Consider the following 19,327-nt stretch of genomic DNA (forward strand, 5'->3'; position numbering starts at 1 on the left):
TCCCGCTACACTAGTGACTCGTGAGTGATGCAGTAGATATCCAACGCGAATGGTCCGAGCTTGCCCAGGAAGTGCGCAAGCACCGCGAGCTGTACTACAACGGTGAGCCGTCGATTCCGGATGCGGACTTTGACGCGCTCTTTCAGCGTTTGCTGTCGCTAGAAGCAGAGCACCCCGAGCTTCAGACTCCTGATTCACCTACCCAGCAGGTAGGTGCTGCTCCGGAGGGCGCTGTAGATATAGAGCACCTGGAGCGCCTGTACAGCCTGGACAACGTCTTCAGTGCGGATGAGCTGCAGGACTGGCTGGACCGCACGCCGGCTGAGGCTTATTTGACCGAGCTGAAGATTGATGGCCTGTCCATTGACTTGGTCTACCGCGACGGCAAGCTCGTTACGGCCGCCACGCGTGGTGATGGCCGCGTTGGCGAAGACATTACAGCCAATGCGCGCGTTATCCCGGACATCCCGCACGAGCTCACTGGCACGGATGAGTATCCGGTTCCCTCCCTGGTGGAGGTCCGCGGCGAGGTGTACATGCGCCCGGATGAGTTCGAGGAGATCAACGCAGCGCGACGTGAGGAAGGCAAGCCCACTTTTGCCAACCCCCGCAATGCGGCTGCCGGCGGGCTACGCATGAAGGACCCAGAGGACGTCAAGAGGCGTCGGCTCCACATGGTTTGCCACGGTATTGGCGCACGCGAGGGTTTCCAGCCCACTTCGCAGCACGATGCTTACAAGGCCCTGGAGGCGTGGGGCTTCCCGGTTTCTCCCTATACCCAGCGGGTAACCACCGCTAAAGAGGTTCAGGAGCGCGTGACCTATTGGGAGGAGCACCGCCACGACGCCTACTTTGAGATGGATGGGCTCGTCATCAAGGTCGATGACCTGGCCAGCCAGCGCGCGTTGGGCGCGACCTCCCGCGCGCCGCGCTGGGCTATTGCCTACAAGTACCCGCCGGAGGAGGTGACCACCAAGCTGCTCAACATCGAGGTCGGCGTGGGACGTACCGGGCGCGTGACGCCTTTCGCCATTATGGAACCGGTCTTCGTTTCTGGTTCGACGGTGTCCATGGCAACCCTGCACAACCAATTCGAGGTCAAGAACAAGAATGTCCTCATCGGGGATACCATCATCATCCGCAAGGCCGGAGAGATCATCCCAGAGGTTCTCGGCCCTGTATTGGACAAGCGCGATGGCAGCGAGACCGACTGGGTCTTCCCGGAGAATTGCCCTGCCTGTGGGACGAAGCTGGCACCGCAGAAGGAAGGCGACCAAGACTGGCGCTGCCCGAATACCCGCAGCTGCCCAGCTCAGCTAGCTGCACGCCTGGAGTACTTGGCCTCCCGCAAGGCGCTCGATATTGGCGAGCTGGGGGAGAAGGCAGCCGCAGATCTGATTTCCTCCGGAGTGCTCAAGGATGAGGCGGACCTCTTCGATCTAGATGAAGAAGCACTCCTCAAGTCCTCGGTTTATACTACCCAGAAGGGTGCGCTCAATGCCTCCGGTAAGAAGCTGCTGGAGAACCTCAAGACGGCCCGTCAGGCTGAATTCTGGCGAGTGCTGGTAGCGCTGTCTATCCGCCACGTTGGCCCCATCGCGGCGCGTGCGCTAGCCACCCGCTTTGGTTCCATGGAGACGCTGCGCGCGGCCTCGGTGGAGGAGCTGGCAGATACCGATGGTGTGGGCAGCATCATCGCGGAATCCTTCAAGCAGTGGTTCGAGGTGGAATGGCACGACAATATCGTGCAGAAGTGGGCCGCTGCTGGGGTCACGATGGAGGAAGAAGCCAGCGATAAACCGGAGCAAACGCTTGAAGGCATCACCGTCGTGGTGACCGGCACCTTGGAGAACTTCACCCGCGATTCCGCCAAGGAGGCCATCATCACCCGTGGTGGAAAAGCATCCGGCTCTGTATCGAAGAAAACGAATTACGTCGTGGTTGGAGAGAATGCTGGCTCGAAGGAACAGAAGGCCCGCGATTTGGGTCTGACCATCCTAGATGAAGATGGCTTCAACCGCCTTCTCGAGACGGGCGAGGCATGAAGCTAGCCGCTTTCGACTTAGACGGCACCATCTACTTTGACGGGCATATGCCCGACGAGGTACCGGAGGCGGTTGCCCGGTGGCGTGCTGCGGGCAACCTCGCCGTTGTGGCCACCGGTAAGTCGCCGCACTCGGCGCGGCGTGCTCTTGAGCCCTTTGGCGTCGAATTCGACTATTACCTGCTCTGTAACGGCACCGTCATCATGAATAGTTCCTATGAGCTGCTCTATGAAAGCCATGTGCCGCCCGAGGTAGTCCGCGCTGTGTATGAGCGGGTTCGTGATATCCCGAAGCTCGACCTGTATTGCACGCGCCTGGAAGGTCCGGACGGGCACCTCGTCCGCAACGTGGCCGGGGTGCACAACCCCATCATCAGCGAGCCTGTACCGGTCGCGCCCGAGCGCATCGAGAAAGAAGTCTTCCCTCTCGTCGCCGCCTGGACGCCGGACGATCCAAGCCTGCAGAAAGAGATCGCGCAATGGGTTACTGAGCGCTTTCCCGTCGGCACCGCGATGAACCGCAACTTCTTCGACATCACTCCACCTGGCCACGACAAGGGGTTCGCCTTGACTTGGCTGCTTCAACGTCTCGGCCGCGAGCGTTCCGAGATTGAGCTGATCACCTTAGGCGACGGACATAATGACCTGCCCATGCACGCGCTTGCCGATATCTCCCTTACCTTCCCCTGGGCGCAACCCGAAATCCAAGAGGCGTGCACCGCGGTGGTGGACTCGGCCGTGAAAGGCCTAATAGACTACGGCTCATGAAGATTGCGGCTTTGGACATGGATGGCACTGTTTACGTCAACGAAGACATAACTGAGGCCGTAAAGGAAGCCATCGCCGCATGGCGGGCTGCTGGCAACCTCGCTATCTCTGCGACGGGCAAGTCCATTGCCAACGCCCGGAACACACTCGAGCCATTCGGGGTGGAGTTGGATTACCACGTGCTCTACAACGGCACCGTCATCACGGATGGTGACTACTCCATCCTCCACGAGGAACACCTGCCCAGCGATACCGTGCAGGCCATCATCGACCGTTTCACTGGGCTGCCATTAAATATCTACCTGACGGGCTTGACTGGGGCTGACCAAGTGGCGTGGGACGGCCTGGCTGGCCGTGAATCTTCGATGGTGGCGAATACGGAAGTGGTGGATCCGGGGGACGTCGCCAAGCGCAGCACCGTTCTCATGTCCCTGTGGATTCCGGGCGACGCCGAGCTACGCCGCGAAGTCGACGAGTGGGTGCGTGCGAATTGCGATGTTGAGTCCTCGTTCAACTGCGACTTCTACGACATCATGCCACCCGGACACAACAAGGGCGAGGGCTTGACACGACTGCTTGGTCACCTCGGCCACGAAGAGGCTGAACTCTACACCTTCGGCGATAGCTTCAACGATCTCTCGATGCATTCCATCGCCACCGAGTCCTTCACGTTCCCGGGAACACACATCACCGACGAGGTAGACCACGTGGTTCCTGACGTCGCCGCGGGCCTCAGCATATTGCTCGACCGCTAGGTCGAACTAGGTGAGGAAGGCGCCCAGGATGGCGCCCAAGTCACCCAGGTGCTCGACCTCGGAAGCGAGATAATCGGGCCCGCCAACGCGGCCCATCACCACGACATAGTTCGTGCCTACGAGGGGAGCGGCCGCCAGTGCGGATTCGATGAGGGTCCACGATTCCGGGATCCACGTGTCCTTCTCCGGATTGAGCACGCGGGCGGAGGTGATGTTGAGGTCGGTGGGGATCGAGCCGTCGTCGGCAGGTGCGGCGTCAGAGGCGGCAATGCGGCTGATCTTCTCATCGTTCGCAATGACGATGGCCCAATTGGAGGTCAGTGCCTTGGGAATTGCCGCGCAGACTTCCTTCATCGCGGCGGTTACGTTGCGCTGCGAGGCAACCTTCGCCAGTACATGGATCTGCCCGCGGCGGTCAACGCGGCCGCTGAACGGACGGATGGAATCAATTTCTACGCCTTCCACGGCCTGGGCTGCCGTGATGATCTCATCTGCCATGGTGGACTGGGGGAGATCGAGCACGATGTCATCCATGACCGTCCCGTCAGGGAAGTTTTCTACGATGTCGACGGAGCGAATATCGGCCTCGATGTTGCCCATCGCGTTGGCGAGGAGGCCAAGGCTGCCGGGAGTGTCAGGGAGGAGGACACGGACGAGGTACGACATATCGTTCTTTCTGGGGAAGATGACTAGGTAGGGAATTCTTGATATGAAAAGTTTATAGAACTTGATCGATGGTACCCAACGTATCGAATACTATTCAATAGCTCGTGTTGCGTTTAGGGGAGGAGCGGTGGTGGCGTGGCATCAGCCGTGCAGTACCATGGGTGCTTAGCTATCAACCGTCTCAATGAATAAAAGGATGGAGTTCGCGTGTCTGATATTTCGCGTGACGAGGTCGCGCACTTGGCAAAGCTGTCGCGATTGGCCCTGAGCGAGGAAGAACTGAAACAGTTCGCCGCGCAGATCGACGAAATCGTGGATTCCGTGTCCGCGGTTGGCAAGGTCGAGGCTGAAGGTGTGGAGCCGATGTCGCACCCGCACTCCGTTAACGCCCCCATGCGTGAGGACGTTGTCGTGCGAACCCTCACTGCTGAGCAGGCCTTGGACCAGGCCCCCGCAGCTGATGAAGATCGCTTCATGGTTCCGCAGATTCTGGGTGGAGGAGACGAATAAGAATGGCACAATTCATTGCGCCCACCGAGGGCATTACCGCGCTGACCGCCGCCGAGCTGGCTGAGAAGATTCACTCTCGCGAGCTCACCTCCCGCGAAGTTACTCAGGCCTTCCTGGACCGCATCGCGGAGACCAACGGCGAACTCAACGCCTTCCTGCATGTTGGTGCTGAGGAAGCACTGGCGGCTGCCGACGCCGTCGATAAGTCCCTCGACGCTGGCGAAGCGCCCGCTTCCGCGTTGGCCGGTGTGCCGCTAGCCCTCAAGGATCTGCTGGTGACTACCGACGCCCCCACGACCGCCGCCTCCAAGATGCTGGAGGGTTGGGTGTCACCTTATGACGCTACGCTGGTGACCAAGCTGCGCGAGGCCGGCATTCCGATCTTGGGTAAGACGAACCTCGATGAGTTTGCGATGGGCTCCTCTAACGAGAATTCTGCCTACGGTCCGGCTCACAATCCGTATGACACCGAGCGCACCCCGGGTGGTTCCGGTGGTGGTACCGCTGCGGCTCTTGCCTCCGGTCAAGCCCCGCTGGGTATCGGTACTGACACCGGCGGCTCCATTCGCCAGCCTGCCGCTTTGACCAACACCGTGGGCGTGAAGCCGACGTACGGCACCGTTTCTCGCTATGGCCTCATCGCTGCTGCAAGCTCTTTGGACCAGGCAGGCCCGACCGCGCGCACGGTCCTAGATACCGCGTTGCTGCACGAAATCATTGCCGGCCACGACTCCTTCGACGCCACCTCAGTGGATAAGCCGGTCGCGCCGGTAGTCGCGGCCGCCAAGGAAGGCGCCAATGGAGATCTTTCCGGCGTCAAGGTCGGCCTGATCAAGCAATTCGAGCGCGACGGCTGGCAGCCGGGCGTGATGGAGGCCTACCACGCCGCGGTTGAGCAGCTGAAGTCTCAGGGCGCAGAGATCGTCGAGGTTGACTGCCCGCACTTCGACGATGCTCTCGCGGCGTACTACCTCATCATGCCGTGTGAGGTCTCCTCCAACCTGGCCCGCTTCGACGGCATGCGCTACGGTCTGCGTGTCGGCGATGATGGAACCCACTCTGCGGAAGAGGTTATGTCCCTGTCCCGCGCGGCTGGTTTCGGCCCCGAGGTTAAACGCCGCATCATGCTGGGTACCTACGCGCTGTCCGTCGGCTACTACGACGCCTACTATTTGCAGGCACAGCGCGTGCGTACCCTCATCGCCCAGGACTTTGAGCGTGCTTTCGAGCAGGTCGATGTCCTCGTATCCCCGACCACCCCGACCACGGCCTTCAAGCTGGGGGAGAAGGTTGAGGATCCGATGGAGATGTACAACTTTGACCTGTGCACCCTGCCGCTGAACCTCGCTGGCGTGTGTGGCATGTCTGTCCCTTCCGGCATGGCATCCGACACCAACTTGCCGACCGGCCTGCAGATCATGGCCCCCGCATTCCAGGACGACCGCCTGTACAAGGTCGGCGCCGCCTACGAGGCAGGACGCAAGTAGCCCGCAGAACCGTATTCGGTAGTAAATCTGAGCCGGTGACTTTTCACGGAAACGTGGGAGGCCACCGGCCCTCGTCGTTTTATTCGACGGTGGTTGTGTTCCTGGTTTCTTGGGTTCTTTCCTATCTGTTGGTGTGGTGTCGTCGTTTTATTCGACGGCGGGGTTTAGAAGGGGATGTCGTCGGTGCTGGCATCTGTGTCGGTGGTGTCCGCGTCCTCGGCTTGGGCTTGGGCTTGTTGTTGTGCGTAGTCGTCGAGTTCTTGTTTTAAATGTTGGGCTTCCTCGCGGATGCGTTTCCTGGTGGCGGTGATGTGTTGGGCGACTGTTTGTGCCCAGCGTTTCTGTTTTGGTGCTAGCGGCCCGTCGGCTTCGGTAATAGTCCAGGTGCCGTCTTCATATAGCCAGATGACATCCCCGCTGTAGGGGTCGAGCAGGTATTTGAGGGTGCCATCGGTTTTCATGTTGTGATGGCTTTGGCATAAACACGCTAGGTTCTTCGGGTGGGTTGGCCCGCCTTCAGCCCAGTTGTGTCGGTGATCCAACTGGCTGAGAAAAGCAGGCTCGCCGCATCCGCCGACCCGGCAGGTACCGTCGCGGCCTTCGACAAGTTTGCGCATAATCAGGCCGGGTTGGTAGCCGTCGGCTTCGGCGACCTCACCGGTTAAATCTCGCACCTTGTCATGTGGCATGGGCTCAGCCCGCCAGCCGAAGCCTTCAATAAAGGTCGGTGCATCCTCAATATCGCAGGCCTGGTAGGTGTGGAGCACCACCGTAGCTGGTGGCTGTATTTCACCGGAAAGCAGTTTGATGACTGCCTCAGGGACAGTGATGTCTTCCTTGGTTGCGGTCTGGTGGATGAAAGCATCAAGTTTCATGCCGGTGTCTTCCCCAACCTGCAGTTCCAACCAGGCAGAGGTACCGTTAGAGGAAAACCGGTAGCTATCTTTAGGGCGGGTATCCCGATAGGCAATGGAATCATCCAGTGTTTTACATATATCGCGGACTTTGCGCCTGATTTGACTACGTGTAGGAAAGGCTTGGTTCGGCTTAGAAGGGGTAAAGAAGTCAGCCAGGAGGGTGTCGATGAACTCTAGGGTTTCATCAGTCAAGGCTGTGAGTGCTGACATGGGTTGATCGATAGCAATGAGGGATTCAATATCCAGCAGGCAGTGGGTGTCTTGTATGGCTTTGACTTTCGGCAGGCTATCTAGGCGGTGGATGGCACGCAGGCCGGATTTGATGTGGCCTTCCGGCAGTGACCAGGCAGCCACTAGGGATAGTGCGGTGGTGTTGATATCGGCGTGCAGGCTGGGCATGGCCCCGACCCAGGTTTTATAGGTGGCTCTCCGGGCTTGAGCACGGGCCATCGCGTGTGGGTTATTAGGGTTGGTGGTGGAAAAGAAAAAGGTAGGCGGGCGTGTAGCAGTAGTGGTCATGGTCTCCCCCGAGATAAACATGTATTAGAAGAAGTGTTCTAGCCATGATTCTAGCGGCCACCGCCCCACATAGCCATAGTTAGCGCTAAATTCATGTCAAGTCGTTACTATAAACGGGGGTAGCGGCTGAGCATTTCGCCTAGATATTCGATACTTAACGGATGTGGGTGGCGGCGCTTTTGTGAAACGTGAAACGCCCCTCCGGCCGTCAAGGGCAGCGCGAAGGGGCGTGGGTGGGGGTCTACTGGGCGTCGGAAAGCGCGTAGGCAGCGCCGGCACTTGCGGCGGTGACGGTCAGCACGGCCGGCCAGGAGCCCATCTTCTTAGCCAGCGGGTGGGAGAGGCCGAAAGCGCCGGTGTATAGAGCTGCCAAGCCAGCGGTAGTGGCTGGGTTCGTTTTCGCCCACCAGCTGCGGCCCGCCCAGACGCCAGCGGCGGCAAGCACCACGCCGCCAAGCGGGCGAATGCCTGTCTCCCGGGCGGTGAGCCACCCGCCGATAAGGCCTAGCGTGACGGTCGCCGCCGTTGATACATCCTGCGGTTTCTTGATATCAATCATTCCCATGTGCCTCAGTTTAGGCCGCGTGAGCGCGTTGTGGCTAGACTTCGCTCCATGAAACTCGCAGCAACCCCGACCTCGGAAAAGCAGGCTTGGCTCGCCATGGCCGCGCTGTCACTGGGCTTCTTCATGTCCTTGCTCGACCAATCGATGATTGCCGTTGCGCTTCCCGACGTCCGCCGCGAGTTCAACGCCGACGTCAACCAGGTGCTGTGGGTCTCCGCGATCTATCTGCTCGCCGTGGTCGTGCCGCTGTTGTTTACCGGCCGCCTCGGCGATATTTACGGTCAGAAGAACATGTTCCAGTTGGGCGTCGGGCTCTTTGGTATCGGCGCGCTGCTGTGCGCGCTCGCGCCCTCGGTGGAGTTTCTTATCGCAGCAAGAGCCCTGCAAGGTTTCGGCGCGTCGATTCAAATGCCGCAGACTATGGCCGTCATCAACCGTATCTTTGCCCGCGAGCGGCGCGGCCGTGCGCTCGGCGTTTGGGGAGTGGTTGGGTCTTTGGCCACGCTTGCCGGACCGCTCTTGGGTGGCTTCGTTGTCGCCGCCTTCGGGTGGCAGGCGGTGTTTTGGATCCATATACCTTTCGTCGTCGCTGCAATCGTCTTATCCGGTCTGTGGGTTCCTTCCTTGCCGACGGCGACGGGGAAGATTGACTTTGTGTCGGTGGGGGCGTCGTTTATCGCGTTAACGTGCTTTGTGTTCGCAGTGCAGCAGGGCCCAGAGACGGGCTGGCCGTGGTGGATTTGGGCCCTGCTCCTTGCTGGTGTGGTGGGCATCTACATCTTCGTGCGCTTGCAATCATCGCGGGGGAAGGCGGCGCTCGTCCCCCTCGTGCTGTTTAATGACCGCAACTACTCCGCAGGTTCAGTGGCCATCGTGTCCATGGGCTTTATGGCGGCGTCGATGATGATTCCAATCATGATGTGGCTGCAGGTCGAGCAGGACATGTCGGCGCGGGATGCTGGGCTCATCGTTACACCTATGGCGCTGGTCTCTCTGTGCGTGTCGCCCTTGGCGGGCATTCTGGCGGATAAGCTGCACCCACGGCGTCTGGCGGTCGCGGGATTCGGCATCCTGATTGCAACCTTCCTCGCGCTGTGGTTCCTCATGTACGCCGAAGTGTCGGCCTGGTGGTTGTGCCTGCCCTGCGCGGCGCTGGGGGCGGGGCAGTCCTTCATCTGGGGTTCCAACGCCGCGACGACGATGCGCGATATTGACGCAGATCTCATGGGCGCGGCATCCGGCGTCTATAACACTTCTCGGCAGGTTGGTTCGGTCATCGGCGTGGCCGCTGTTTCCGCGGTTATGCAGGTAGCGGGGGCCGCGGATTCCCTCGTGGTCATCGTTGCGATGCTATCGGCGGGGTGTGTGGCTTCGCTCTTCTTCCGCGACACCCTGCATGCGGTAGCGGAAACTGCGAGCCTATAGGGAAGCGAGTAGATTGGATGTCATGCGTCTTGCTGTACTGACATCCGGTGGTGATTGCCCCGGTCTGAATGCTGTTATCCGCGCGGTCGTTCGCACCGCATCCAACGAGTTCGGCGATACGGTCGTCGGCTACGAGGACGGCTGGGTTGGTCTCATGGAAGACCGTCGCCGAGACCTTTATGACGACGCTGAGATCGACCGCATCCTTCTGCGCGGCGGAACCATCCTTGGCACCGGCCGCCTCCACCCAGATAAGTTCAAGGCTGGGCTGGACACCATCAAGGCCAACATGGCTGATGCGGAGGTCGATGCGCTCATCGCCATTGGCGGTGAGGGAACGCTGAAGGGCGCCAAGTGGCTGTCTGATAATGGCATTCCAGTCGTCGGCGTGCCGAAGACCATTGACAATGACGTCAATGCAACGGACTACACCTTCGGTTTCGACACCGCAGTCTCCGTCGCAACCGATGCGATCGATCGCCTCCACACCACCGCTGAATCCCACGACCGCATCCTCATCGTGGAGGTCATGGGCCGCCACGTCGGTTGGATCGCACTGCATGCTGGCATGGCTGGTGGTGCGCACTACACGGTGATCCCTGAGGTTCCATTCGATATCGCAGATATCACCAAGGCAATGGAGCGCCGCTTCCAGATGGGTGAGAAGTACGGCATCGTCTGCGTTGCTGAGGGCGCTCTGCCCAAGGAAGGCACCATGGACTTCGAAGAAGGCGGCGTGGACCAGTTCGGCCACCAGACCTTCAACGGAATTGGCCAGGTCATCGGTGATGAGATCAAGAAGCGCACCGGCTACGACGTGCGCACTACGGTCCTCGGCCACATCCAGCGTGGTGGTACGCCAACTGCCTATGACCGCGTGTTGGCAACCCGTTATGGCACCCATGCTGCCCGCGCCGCGCACAATGGACAGTCCGGAATGTGCGTGGCCTTGCACGGCGAAAACATCGACCTCGTGCCGCTCGAGGAGGCCGTGGGCAAGCTGAAGGTGGTTCCTGCCAAGCGTTATGCCAACGCTCAAGCCCTCTTTGGTTAAACACCACTAGGACTCACCCTTAGTTAATAAAGGAATTATGACAAGCGTATTAGCTTTCCTGGCTGATCAGCCGGTTCTCTTGGTGTTCCTGCTGATTGGCCTCGGCATGGCCCTCGGCGGTATTAAGACACGGGGCATCAGCTTGGGCGCGGCAGCCGTGCTCTTCTTGGGCATCGCTTTCTCGGCCGCTGCCTCCGCCGTCGGCGTCGAAGCTTCCGTTCCTCCCATTTTGGGAATGTTTGGCTTGGTGCTCTTTGCCTTTGGCATTGGCAACAACTCAGGCGTGTCCTTCTTCAAGTCACTGAAAACTGCGACTGGCCCCGTGCTTTCCATGATCGCGGTCTTTATCGTCGCCGCCCTCGCTGCTTGGGGGCTGGGGACCTATGTCTTTGGGTTGTCGAGTGCCACCATCGCCGGTACCTTCGCTGGCGCGGTGACAAATACCCCTGCTTTGGCGGCGGCCTCGGAGGCTACGGGCGATCCGGGCTCAGCAACGGTGGGCTATGCGGTGTCTTATCTGTTTGGCGTCATCGGTATGCTCGCGGCGACTGTGCTGGTGCTTCGCGACGCCGGTAATGACGACGACACCCTGTCACCCGTCACGCGCCAGCACATGCAGATTCTGCGTGAGACCTCCGTTGCAGAGCTCGCGGACATTGGCAATGGGGAAGTGCAGGTCACCCGTTTACGTCGGGTAGGCAGCAACGTGATCGTCCTGCCGAAGTTTTTTGATGTGCTACACCCAGGGGATGTCGTCACGCTTGTCGGCGCCCCCGAGGACCTCGACAACATTATTGAGGACGCTGGGCGTGAGTCGCCACAGATTCTCAACGATGACCGCCACGAGCTAGATTTTCGCCGCATCACTGTGTCGGAGCACAACTTGGCCGGTCTGACCATCGCGGAGCTGAATAACCAATTGGCGGATCGTTGGGGCGCACGAATCTCGCGTGTTCGCCGGGCCGATAACGACCAGGTCGCAATCCCCGAACACATCGTAGAGCTGGGGGACCGCGTGCGCGTCGTCGGTTCAAAGAAGTCTCTGCGGGAGATTTCTGCTTTTCTCGGTGATTCCTCCCAAGGCCTGACGGATATCAACCCGGTCTCCCTCGGCTTAGGCATGGCTCTCGGCGTTTTCGTGGGCCACCTCGAGATCCCTCTACCGGGAGGTTCTTCCTTTAGCCTCGGCGCTGCCGCGGGCGTCCTCATCGTGGCGCTGATCATGGCGCGCATCGGGCGCATCGGCAACACGGTCACCGCACTGCCGCACTCGGCCAACACGATTCTTTCCGAGCTAGGCCTGCTGCTCTTCTTGGCGCAGGCCGGAACGAATGCGGGTGGGGAGATTGCCGGCGCCTTTACGGGTGGTTCGTGGTGGAAAATTCTCCTGCTCGGTGCAATCATCACCACGCTGGTAGCCACCGGGTTCGCCTTTGTGATGCGGCGTTTCCTGCACGTTGGTGCTACAAAGACCGCGGGGGCCATGGCTGGTGCGCAAACGCAGCCGGCGGTGTTGGCTTTCGTTAACAACCGCACCAATACTGACCAGCGAGTTTCTTTGGGCTATGCCATGGTCTATCCGGCGGCGATGATTGCCAAAATTCTCATTACCCACGGCATCACCTTGTTGGGTTAGGCGGTTGCGCACGGTGTCGCGCTGACATACTAAGATGGCACGCATGACTGCTGCGATGTATGACCTGATGGACTATGACGAGGTCCTTGAAAAGTTCGATCCCGTTATGGGCATGGAAGTTCACGTGGAGCTCAATACGGAGACCAAGATGTTCTCCACCTCACCCACGAACTTCAACGCAGCCCCCAACTCCAACGTGGACCCGGTGTCTCTCGGCCTGCCAGGCGCCTTGCCCGTGGTGAACTCCAAGGGCGTGGAAGGCGCCATCAAGATTGGCCTGGCGCTGAACTGCAAGATTGCGGAGTCTTCGCGCTTTGCCCGCAAAAATTACTTCTACCCGGACCAGCCGAAGAACTACCAGATCTCTCAGTACGATGAGCCGATTGCCTACGACGGCTACATCGACGTCGTCCTCGACGACGGCACCGAGTGGCGCGTAGAGATTGAACGTGCCCACATGGAGGAGGACACCGGCAAGCTCACCCACTTGGGTGGCGCCGATGGCCGTATCCACGGCGCAACCTCCTCGCTGGTGGATTGTAACCGCGCGGGCATTCCCCTCATTGAGATTGTGACCAAGCCAATTATGGGTGCCGGCGAGCGTGCTCCCGAGGTAGCGCGCGCCTACGTGACGGCGCTGCGTGAGCTTGTCGCCGCTCTCGGCGTTTCTGATGCCCGCATGGATCAGGGCTCGATGCGCGTTGACTCCAACGTCTCGCTGCGCCCGGTGGGCCAGGAGGAGTTCGGCACCCGTACCGAAACCAAGAACATCAACTCCTTGCGCTCGGTTGAGCAGGCGGTGCGCTTTGAGATGCAGCGCCAGGCGCAGGTGCTTGTCGACGGTGGCGAGATCATCCAGGAAACCCGCCACTACCAGGAAACGGATGGCTCCACCTCGAAGGGCCGCCCGAAGGAGACCGCGGAGGACTACCGCTACTTCAATGACCCGGATCTGCCTCCGGTGATTGTTTCCCGCGAGTGGGTCGAAGAAATCCGCCAGACCCTGCCGGAGATGCCGTGGATTCGCCGCGCCCGTATCCAAGAGGAGTGGGGCCTCAAGGATGAGGAGATGCGTGACTTGGTCAACGCTGGCGCGCTTGATCTCATCATCGAAACCGTGGAAGCCGGAACCACCCCGGATGAGGCGCGCTCCTGGTGGGTTTCTTACCTGACTGGTAAGGCCAATGAGGCCGGCGTTGAGCTGAGTGCTCTCGACATCACCCCGGCGCAGGTTGCTCGCGTTGTCGAGTTGGTTAAGGAAGGCAAGCTGACCACCAAGCTGGCTCGCCAGGCGGTCGACGGCGTGCTGGCCGGTGAGGGGGACGTCGACGAGGTCGTCGCCAAGCGCGGGCTCGAGGTCGTGCGCGATGACGGCGCGATTGAGAAGGCCGTCGACGATGCCCTGGCCGCTAACCCGGACATCGTGGAGAAATACAAGGCCGGCAACAAGAAGGTCACCGGCGCTATCGTGGGCGCGGTCATGAAGGCCACCCAAGGTAAGGCTGACCCGGGACAGGTCAACAAGCTGATTGCGAAGAAGCTCTCCTAGTCGGTAGAGATTTCCATTAGGCGAGGTCAGGCGGCTGCGGGGTACCGTGGTCGCCATGACTATTTCTACCAAAGCCCTGCAGAAGACCGGCCCGAACGAGCCCTTCGAGGTCGTGACCATCCAGCGCCGCGAGCCGCGCGCCGATGACGTCGTCATCGACATTAAGGCCGCAGGAATCTGCCACTCGGATATCCACACCATCCGCAACGAGTGGGGCGAGGCGCACTTTCCGTTGACCGTCGGCCATGAGATCGCCGGCGTGGTCTCCGCTGTGGGGGAGGAGGTCACTAAGTTCAAGGTGGGGGACCGCCTCGGCGTGGGCTGCCTGGTCAATTCCTGCGGCGAGTGCGAGCAGTGCCAGGCCGGAATGGAGCAAAACTGCCTCAATGGTGGCGTGGGGACCTATAATTCCACCGACGTTGATGACACCATCACCCAAGGCGGCTACGCCGAAAAAATCGTGGTGAACCAAGACTTCGTTTTGCGTATCCCCGATGCACTCGACTTCGACGTAGCGGCACCCCTGCTCTGCGCCGGTATCACCACGTACTCTCCGTTGGCGCGCTGGGATGTGAAGGAAGGTCAAAAGGTGGCCGTCGTAGGCCTGGGCGGCCTGGGGCACATGGGCGTGCAGATCGCTGCCGCGAAGGGCGCGGATGTCACGGTCATCTCGCGCACTTCTCGCAAGGCTGAAGAAGCTGCAGAGCTTGGAGCGAGCCGTACCTTGGCCACCACCGAAGAAGAGGACTTCTTCAGGAAGCATCGCGGGGAGTTCGATTTTATTCTCTCGACCATCTCCGCAGAGTACAGCCTCGAGGACTATCTGCGGATGCTCAAACCCCGCGGCATCATGTCGGTGGTGGGTCTGCCGCCAGAGGCCTTACCACTGCGCCTCAACCGCTTAGTCGGCGGCGGCAAGGTGCTCACGGGTAACAATATTGGCGGCATTGCGGAAACCCAGGAGATGCTGGACTTTTGTGCTGAGCACGGCTTGGGCGCGGTGATCGAGAAGGTGGGCGTCGACGAGGTTGATGCCGCCTACGAGCGAGTCGTGGCGGGTGATGTGAAGTTCCGTTTCGTCATTGACACAGCGACGTTCGCTGAGCACTAAGAGGTGAGCCGTCTCATGCTTTAGCGGTTGTTGGAGCAAGCTCTCTACAGCCGCACATATGTTTTCCTATCAGCGTGGCGTAAGGTAGAGACTATGTACCGTCATACTTATGTCAAAGTATGGCGCGTTTTTATGCACTAGTCATTAAGCATAAGAAGAAGAAAATAGAAAGCAGATAGGAAAACGTGTCTTATAAAAACGTTATGGGCCTCGCTTTGTCCTTTATTGGCTTGCTCGTTGGTGCGGGCTTTGCCACGGGGCAGGAAGTTGTCCAGTACTTTACGTCCTTCGGTATTCCTGGCATGTGGGGAATCTTGGTTGCCGGCTTGGTCATGACCCTTGCCGGCACGGTCTTCCTCCAGCTGGGAAGCTATTTCCACGCCAGCGAGCACAACCAAGTGTTTCGGAACATCACCCACCCGATCATTTCGCGCATTCTGGATGTCGCAGTGATCCTTACGCTCTTTGCGGTGGGCTTTGTCATGCTGGCCGGTGCCGGTTCCAACATGCAGCAACAGTTCGGCTGGCCTGCCTGGGTTGGTTCCTTGCTCATGCTCGTCCTGGTTCTGATCACGGGCATGTTCGATGTTGATAAGGTTTCCCAGGTCATTGGCCTTCTTACGCCGACCATCATCATCGCGGTGCTCTTCGCCGGCGCTTATACACTGCTGCATATGCCGGACAGTGTCGACGCTGCAATTACTGCATCCGAAGCGATTGAATCCCCAATCCCGCACTGGCTTATCTCCGCGCTGAACTACAACGGCCTAGCCCTCATCCTGGCTGTATCGATGTCCCTGGTGATCGGCGGCGATAATATCAGCCCGCGCGAGGCGGGCGTCGGCGGCATCGTGGGCGGCGCGGTTTACGCGGTACTCATGGCCATCGCCGGTTTCTCGCTGCTCATGAACGCAGAGAGCGTGGGCGATTCCGATATTCCGATGCTGACCCTGGTAGACAATATCCACCCAACACTCGGCGTCATTATGGCCATCATCATTTACCTGATGATTTTCAACACGGCCATCGGTATGTTTTACGCGCTGGGTAAGCGTTTGTCCTCTGGCAAGGAATCGAAGTACCGCATCATCTTCATCGTAGGCTGCCTCGCTGGCTTCGCCGTGTCCTTTGCCGGTTTCAAGGCACTGATGCAGTATGTCTACCCAGTACTGGGTTACATGGGCATCGTCCTCGTGGCCATCCTGGTTATTGGCTGGCTGCGCTCCCTGGGCAAGATCAAGGACGAGGGGCTGCGCCGTGAGCGCATCCGCGCCCTGTTGCACCTCAAGCTGCACCCCGATTCGGAGTACGACGCAGCTCGTTACGACGACGAGATCGGCCAGCAGATCGCTGATTCCAACATGGATGATGAAGCCCTCTACGAGGACCTCGTCTCCGATGTGGTTGACGAATTAGACTCGGATGAAGACCTAGACTTCGACAGGGAAGGCTGGGAGGAAAACCGCAACGATCACTCCTACTACACTGAGCGCGAGGGCGTGGAGCAGGACCGCAGCGACGAAGAAATTAAGGCCTGGGTCGAGGAGACCGGCGCGGTGGGAGACCCTGCCGAAGACGAAGAGCTCCCAGAAGAATCAAAGAAAGATTAGAAGAGCAGGAGCTTTGCCGTCAGCGCAAGCATGACACAGCCGATGACGATGTTGACTACGCGCCACGTCGTCGGCTTGGCCAGCACGTGGGAAAGTTTCCAGGCACCAAAGCCCAGGGAGGGGAACCAGACGGAGCTGGCCAAAATCGCGCCGCCTGCGAAGACCCAGCGCTGGTCGCCATATTGGTTCGCAATGGAGCCCAGCATGACCAGCGCGTCGACGTAGGCCAAGGGATTGAGCCAGGTCAGCGCCAACGCACCAAGGACGGGCTTGATCCAGGACTTAGAGCGCATGCGGGGGCGAATTTTGGTGAGTACGGAGGTTCCTGAAGCTCCCGAATTGCCCGAGTTGTCTTCAACGACCTGCGCTACCGGTGCAGTTTCCTCAATGACCAGTGCATCCTGTTGCTTCTTGAAGGCATCGCGGAAGCACGTGCATCCGAAGTAGATGAGGTAGGCCGCGCCCAAGTACTTGACCACGACGAGCGCGGTGGGGAAGCGTTCGACGAGGACGCCGACGCCGGCGGTGCCGCCGGTGATCAGGATGACGTCGGAAAGCAAGCATGCCAACAGGATGGGCCCGACATGATCGCGTTTAATGCCCATCTTGATGATGTAGGCATTCTGCGGTCCGATGGCGATGATGAGGGATAGACCTAGCGCAAATCCTGCAAGCAATACTGACATGGCTTCTAGTCTGCGCATAGCGCCATATGAAGTCTAGTTAAATGTTCTACAGCTGGTTTAATATAGCTTCATGAATCCGCTCCATACCGAAACGTTGCTGGCCATCATCGATGAAGGATCCTTCGAGGGGGCTGCGGCTGTGTTGGGAATCACTCCTTCGGCCGTCAGTCAGCGCATCAAAGCGCTGGAAGTTTCGACCGGCCGCATCCTTCTGCGCCGCGGCACTCCGGTCACCGTGACTGAAGCAGGGGAGATCGTCGCCCAAGCAGCACGGCGCATGGCGCTGGTCCAAGCTGAGGCGGATGCGCGGCTGACCGAGCGCCTGTCCCGCGTTCCACTCACCGTTGCTATCAACTCGGATTCCCTGGCCACGTGGTTCCGCCCTGTAATCCAGAGCACCGCCGAGCGCGGTGAGGCGGCGCTGCGCATCCGCATCGAAGATGAAGCCCGTACACTCGCCATGTTGCGCCGGGGTGATGTGCTGGGCGCGGTTACGCGCGAGCAAAACCCGGTCTCAGGTTGTGAATCCACGTACCTCGGTACCATGCGCTACTTTGCCGTCGCCGCGCCCGCTCTGGCGGAGACTTTCGAGGACTGGGAGACCCTGCCCATCGTGGGCTTCGGTCCGAACGACGCCACCTTGGATGACGCCATGCGCGAGCGCTTCATTGATTCCCATGTTCTGCGTGCGCGGGTGTCCCAGATTCCTTCTTCGGAGAGTTATGTCGAAGCAGTGCGCTATGGCCTGGGGTGGGGCTTAGTGCCGCGCCTGCAGGCACAGCCCTTGCTGGAGACCGGGGAGCTGGTGCTTCTCGACGACTTCCCGCTTGACATTGACCTCTACTGGCAGCGCTGGCGCCTGGAGTCGGAGTTGCTTGCGGACCTCACGGCGGATGTCTTAGACGCAGGCCGTGCAGTTTTAGCTTCGCGCCGCGCCGATAAAGATGCACCATAAGGGGGCTGTACTGCCTTAAGTTGGAGGTATGAGCGATAAAACTCCTGATAAAGCCACCGACTTTGATGACGATATTCCGACCTACACGGGGAAAGACTCCGTGAAGGACAGCACGTCTAAAGAAGAAGCTACCGATAAGCCGAAGAAGAGCAGCCTCTTCCAGCGTCCCGGACGTGCCGAGCCGCAAGTGATTAAGCCCAAGAAGGCCGAGGAGCCTGCCGTTGAAGCAGAGTCTGAAGCCAAGACCGAAACTTTTGAGGGTGCCTCCCGTGGCTCCCTGTCTTTCGACAGTGCTGCAGCAGAAACCGAGACCACCGCCTTCCCGCGCGCGGAGGCGACGACAGAGTCCGAAGCGGAGACAACTGCTATGCCGGTATCGGCAACCGCTGCCGCTGATACCACAACTGAACCTGTGGCAACTGAGAGCTATGAAGAGGTACCAAGCACGGTTGCTGTTGCCGACCCCGCCGTGGACTCCGAGGCAGCAGCGGTGGAGGAGAAGCCGGAGCCGGCACGTCGCGGCACCATCGACTTCGGTCTGCTCTTCGTGCGCCTAGCGCTCAGCGTTTACCTGCTCGTGGCGGGTGCTTCGACCTTCTTTAAGCTCGGCGGTAACGAGGGACTGTCCGGCTTGGAGAAGGAGTTCGGCGAGTACACCATGGCTGCAGCCTTGGCCATCGGTGTGCCGACTGTTCAGCTCATTGCCGGAGCCTTCCTGCTTCTCGGCCTGGTGACACCGCTGGCCGCTATGTTCGGCCTTATCGTCACGGGCTTCTCCGCTATCCACGGCCTCAACGCCTCCGGTGCCGGGTTGGATGTCTTCGCGTGGAATGAGAGTGTCTGGCTGGGGCTCGTCCTCTTCGTTATCGCGGTGGCCCTGCAGTTCACCGGCCCGGGATTCATCTCCTTGGACTTCAATCGCTCCTGGACCCGCCGCCCGCTGGCAACGTCCTGGATTTTCGTCGTCATTGGCGTGGCCGCGCTGGTCGCTATCTGGTGGTTTGGCGCTGGCGTTAACCCGATAAACTAGGCGTTGTTAGCGCGTTTCTACGCTCCCAGCCTGCAGCTAT

Annotated in this window: 17 protein-coding genes; 13 read left to right on the top strand and 4 right to left on the bottom strand. The window is 59.8% G+C overall.

Translation table 11 applies throughout. The features are described 5' to 3' along the window. Nucleotides 1-20 precede the first annotated feature (20 nt). The 3 genes from ligA to CAURIM_RS05725 are packed head-to-tail and all read left to right on the top strand — an operon-like array spanning nt 21 to nt 3,567. Nucleotides 21-2,045, top strand: coding sequence for an NAD-dependent DNA ligase LigA (gene ligA / locus CAURIM_RS05715; RefSeq protein WP_201828338.1), 2,025 nt, complete (start codon nt 21-23; stop codon nt 2,043-2,045). Then, nucleotides 2,042-2,812, top strand: a complete 771-nt coding sequence (locus CAURIM_RS05720) for an HAD family hydrolase (protein ID WP_201828337.1) — start codon at nt 2,042-2,044, stop codon at nt 2,810-2,812. The genes ligA and CAURIM_RS05720 overlap by 4 nt, the downstream gene beginning before the upstream one ends. Next, nucleotides 2,809-3,567, top strand: a complete 759-nt coding sequence (locus tag CAURIM_RS05725; protein WP_070711000.1) for an HAD family hydrolase — start codon at nt 2,809-2,811, stop codon at nt 3,565-3,567. Before CAURIM_RS05720 ends, CAURIM_RS05725 begins: the two co-directional genes overlap by 4 nt. Before the next feature lie 6 nt (nt 3,568-3,573). Here the strand turns inward: CAURIM_RS05725 and CAURIM_RS05730 are convergent, their stop codons facing one another. Beyond that, entirely contained in the window at nt 3,574-4,233 is a 660-nt protein-coding gene (locus tag CAURIM_RS05730; RefSeq protein ID WP_070447752.1) for an ACT domain-containing protein, read from the bottom strand. A 207-nt stretch (nt 4,234-4,440) separates the two neighbouring features. Between CAURIM_RS05730 and gatC the strand changes: the two genes are divergently transcribed. Both gatC and gatA read left to right on the top strand, forming a co-directional pair. Then, nucleotides 4,441-4,743 (top strand): Asp-tRNA(Asn)/Glu-tRNA(Gln) amidotransferase subunit GatC, encoded by a 303-nt coding sequence (gatC, locus tag CAURIM_RS05735; RefSeq protein ID WP_070447754.1) that lies wholly within the window; start codon nt 4,441-4,443, stop codon nt 4,741-4,743. Nucleotides 4,744-4,745: 2 nt separating this feature from the next. Continuing rightward, on the top strand, nt 4,746-6,230 hold the full coding sequence (gene gatA / locus CAURIM_RS05740) for an Asp-tRNA(Asn)/Glu-tRNA(Gln) amidotransferase subunit GatA (protein ID WP_070447757.1): 1,485 nt from the start codon (nt 4,746-4,748) through the stop codon (nt 6,228-6,230). A 164-nt stretch (nt 6,231-6,394) separates the two neighbouring features. On the opposite strand, the gene CAURIM_RS05745 is transcribed toward gatA, so the two are convergent. Beyond that, nucleotides 6,395-7,666: an HNH endonuclease signature motif containing protein gene (locus CAURIM_RS05745; RefSeq protein ID WP_201828336.1), complete on the bottom strand. Its 1,272-nt coding sequence runs from the start codon at nt 7,664-7,666 to the stop codon at nt 6,395-6,397. A gap of 241 nt (nt 7,667-7,907) precedes the next feature. Continuing rightward, the gene (locus tag CAURIM_RS05750) at nt 7,908-8,231 is read right to left on the bottom strand and encodes a hypothetical protein (RefSeq protein ID WP_070447677.1); all 324 of its coding nucleotides are present in this window, start codon (nt 8,229-8,231) and stop codon (nt 7,908-7,910) included. Between the two features lie 48 nt (nt 8,232-8,279). Here CAURIM_RS05750 and CAURIM_RS05755 point away from each other — a divergent pair, with 48 nt between their 5' ends. From CAURIM_RS05755 to CAURIM_RS05780, 6 genes are all read left to right on the top strand, one after another. Next, nucleotides 8,280-9,656 carry an MFS transporter gene (locus CAURIM_RS05755; protein WP_070447674.1) on the top strand — a complete coding sequence of 459 codons (1,377 nt, stop codon included), beginning with the start codon at nt 8,280-8,282 and terminating at the stop codon, nt 9,654-9,656. Nucleotides 9,657-9,678: 22 nt separating this feature from the next. Continuing rightward, on the top strand, nt 9,679-10,710 hold the full coding sequence (locus CAURIM_RS05760) for an ATP-dependent 6-phosphofructokinase (RefSeq protein ID WP_070447671.1): 1,032 nt from the start codon (nt 9,679-9,681) through the stop codon (nt 10,708-10,710). Nucleotides 10,711-10,747: 37 nt separating this feature from the next. After that, entirely contained in the window at nt 10,748-12,346 is a 1,599-nt protein-coding gene (locus tag CAURIM_RS05765) for an aspartate:alanine exchanger family transporter (protein ID WP_070447667.1), read from the top strand. 43 nt (nt 12,347-12,389) lie between these two features. Next, entirely contained in the window at nt 12,390-13,895 is a 1,506-nt protein-coding gene (gatB, locus tag CAURIM_RS05770; RefSeq protein ID WP_201828335.1) for an Asp-tRNA(Asn)/Glu-tRNA(Gln) amidotransferase subunit GatB, read from the top strand. Nucleotides 13,896-13,950: 55 nt separating this feature from the next. Beyond that, nucleotides 13,951-15,006 carry an NAD(P)-dependent alcohol dehydrogenase gene (locus CAURIM_RS05775; RefSeq protein WP_201828334.1) on the top strand — a complete coding sequence of 352 codons (1,056 nt, stop codon included), beginning with the start codon at nt 13,951-13,953 and terminating at the stop codon, nt 15,004-15,006. A gap of 185 nt (nt 15,007-15,191) precedes the next feature. After that, nucleotides 15,192-16,616 carry a YkvI family membrane protein gene (locus tag CAURIM_RS05780; RefSeq protein WP_070710564.1) on the top strand — a complete coding sequence of 475 codons (1,425 nt, stop codon included), beginning with the start codon at nt 15,192-15,194 and terminating at the stop codon, nt 16,614-16,616. Here the strand turns inward: CAURIM_RS05780 and CAURIM_RS05785 are convergent. Next, nucleotides 16,613-17,302 (bottom strand): LysE/ArgO family amino acid transporter, encoded by a 690-nt coding sequence (locus CAURIM_RS05785; RefSeq protein ID WP_201828333.1) that lies wholly within the window; start codon nt 17,300-17,302, stop codon nt 16,613-16,615. The genes CAURIM_RS05780 and CAURIM_RS05785 overlap by 4 nt on opposite strands. A 70-nt stretch (nt 17,303-17,372) precedes the next feature. Here CAURIM_RS05785 and CAURIM_RS05790 point away from each other — a divergent pair, with 70 nt between their 5' ends. Continuing rightward, nucleotides 17,373-18,257: a LysR family transcriptional regulator ArgP gene (locus CAURIM_RS05790; RefSeq protein WP_144657209.1), complete on the top strand. Its 885-nt coding sequence runs from the start codon at nt 17,373-17,375 to the stop codon at nt 18,255-18,257. Between the two features lie 28 nt (nt 18,258-18,285). Next, complete coding sequence (locus CAURIM_RS05795; RefSeq protein ID WP_201828332.1) at nt 18,286-19,287, top strand: DoxX family membrane protein; 1,002 nt, start codon at nt 18,286-18,288, stop codon at nt 19,285-19,287. Nucleotides 19,288-19,327: the final 40 nt, after the last annotated feature.

Source organism: Corynebacterium aurimucosum, assembly GCF_030408555.1.
GTDB classification, from domain to species: domain Bacteria; phylum Actinomycetota; class Actinomycetes; order Mycobacteriales; family Mycobacteriaceae; genus Corynebacterium; species Corynebacterium aurimucosum.

Bases quoted from the DNA above. Each gene is read 5' to 3' on its own strand.
- CAURIM_RS05720 (WP_201828337.1), top strand. From the start codon at position 2,042: ATGAAGCTAGCCGCTTTCGACTTAGACGGCACCATCTACTTTGACGGG.
- CAURIM_RS05725 (WP_070711000.1), top strand. From the start codon at position 2,809: ATGAAGATTGCGGCTTTGGACATGGATGGCACTGTTTACGTCAACGAA.
- CAURIM_RS05730 (WP_070447752.1), bottom strand. From the start codon at position 4,233: ATGTCGTACCTCGTCCGTGTCCTCCTCCCTGACACTCCCGGCAGCCTT.
- gatA (WP_070447757.1), top strand. From the start codon at position 4,746: ATGGCACAATTCATTGCGCCCACCGAGGGCATTACCGCGCTGACCGCC.
- CAURIM_RS05745 (WP_201828336.1), bottom strand. From the start codon at position 7,666: ATGACCACTACTGCTACACGCCCGCCTACCTTTTTCTTTTCCACCACC.
- CAURIM_RS05750 (WP_070447677.1), bottom strand. From the start codon at position 8,231: ATGGGAATGATTGATATCAAGAAACCGCAGGATGTATCAACGGCGGCG.
- CAURIM_RS05755 (WP_070447674.1), top strand. From the start codon at position 8,280: ATGAAACTCGCAGCAACCCCGACCTCGGAAAAGCAGGCTTGGCTCGCC.
- CAURIM_RS05760 (WP_070447671.1), top strand. From the start codon at position 9,679: ATGCGTCTTGCTGTACTGACATCCGGTGGTGATTGCCCCGGTCTGAAT.
- CAURIM_RS05765 (WP_070447667.1), top strand. From the start codon at position 10,748: ATGACAAGCGTATTAGCTTTCCTGGCTGATCAGCCGGTTCTCTTGGTG.
- gatB (WP_201828335.1), top strand. From the start codon at position 12,390: ATGACTGCTGCGATGTATGACCTGATGGACTATGACGAGGTCCTTGAA.
- CAURIM_RS05775 (WP_201828334.1), top strand. From the start codon at position 13,951: ATGACTATTTCTACCAAAGCCCTGCAGAAGACCGGCCCGAACGAGCCC.
- CAURIM_RS05785 (WP_201828333.1), bottom strand. From the start codon at position 17,302: ATGTCAGTATTGCTTGCAGGATTTGCGCTAGGTCTATCCCTCATCATC.
- CAURIM_RS05790 (WP_144657209.1), top strand. From the start codon at position 17,373: ATGAATCCGCTCCATACCGAAACGTTGCTGGCCATCATCGATGAAGGA.
- CAURIM_RS05795 (WP_201828332.1), top strand. From the start codon at position 18,286: ATGAGCGATAAAACTCCTGATAAAGCCACCGACTTTGATGACGATATT.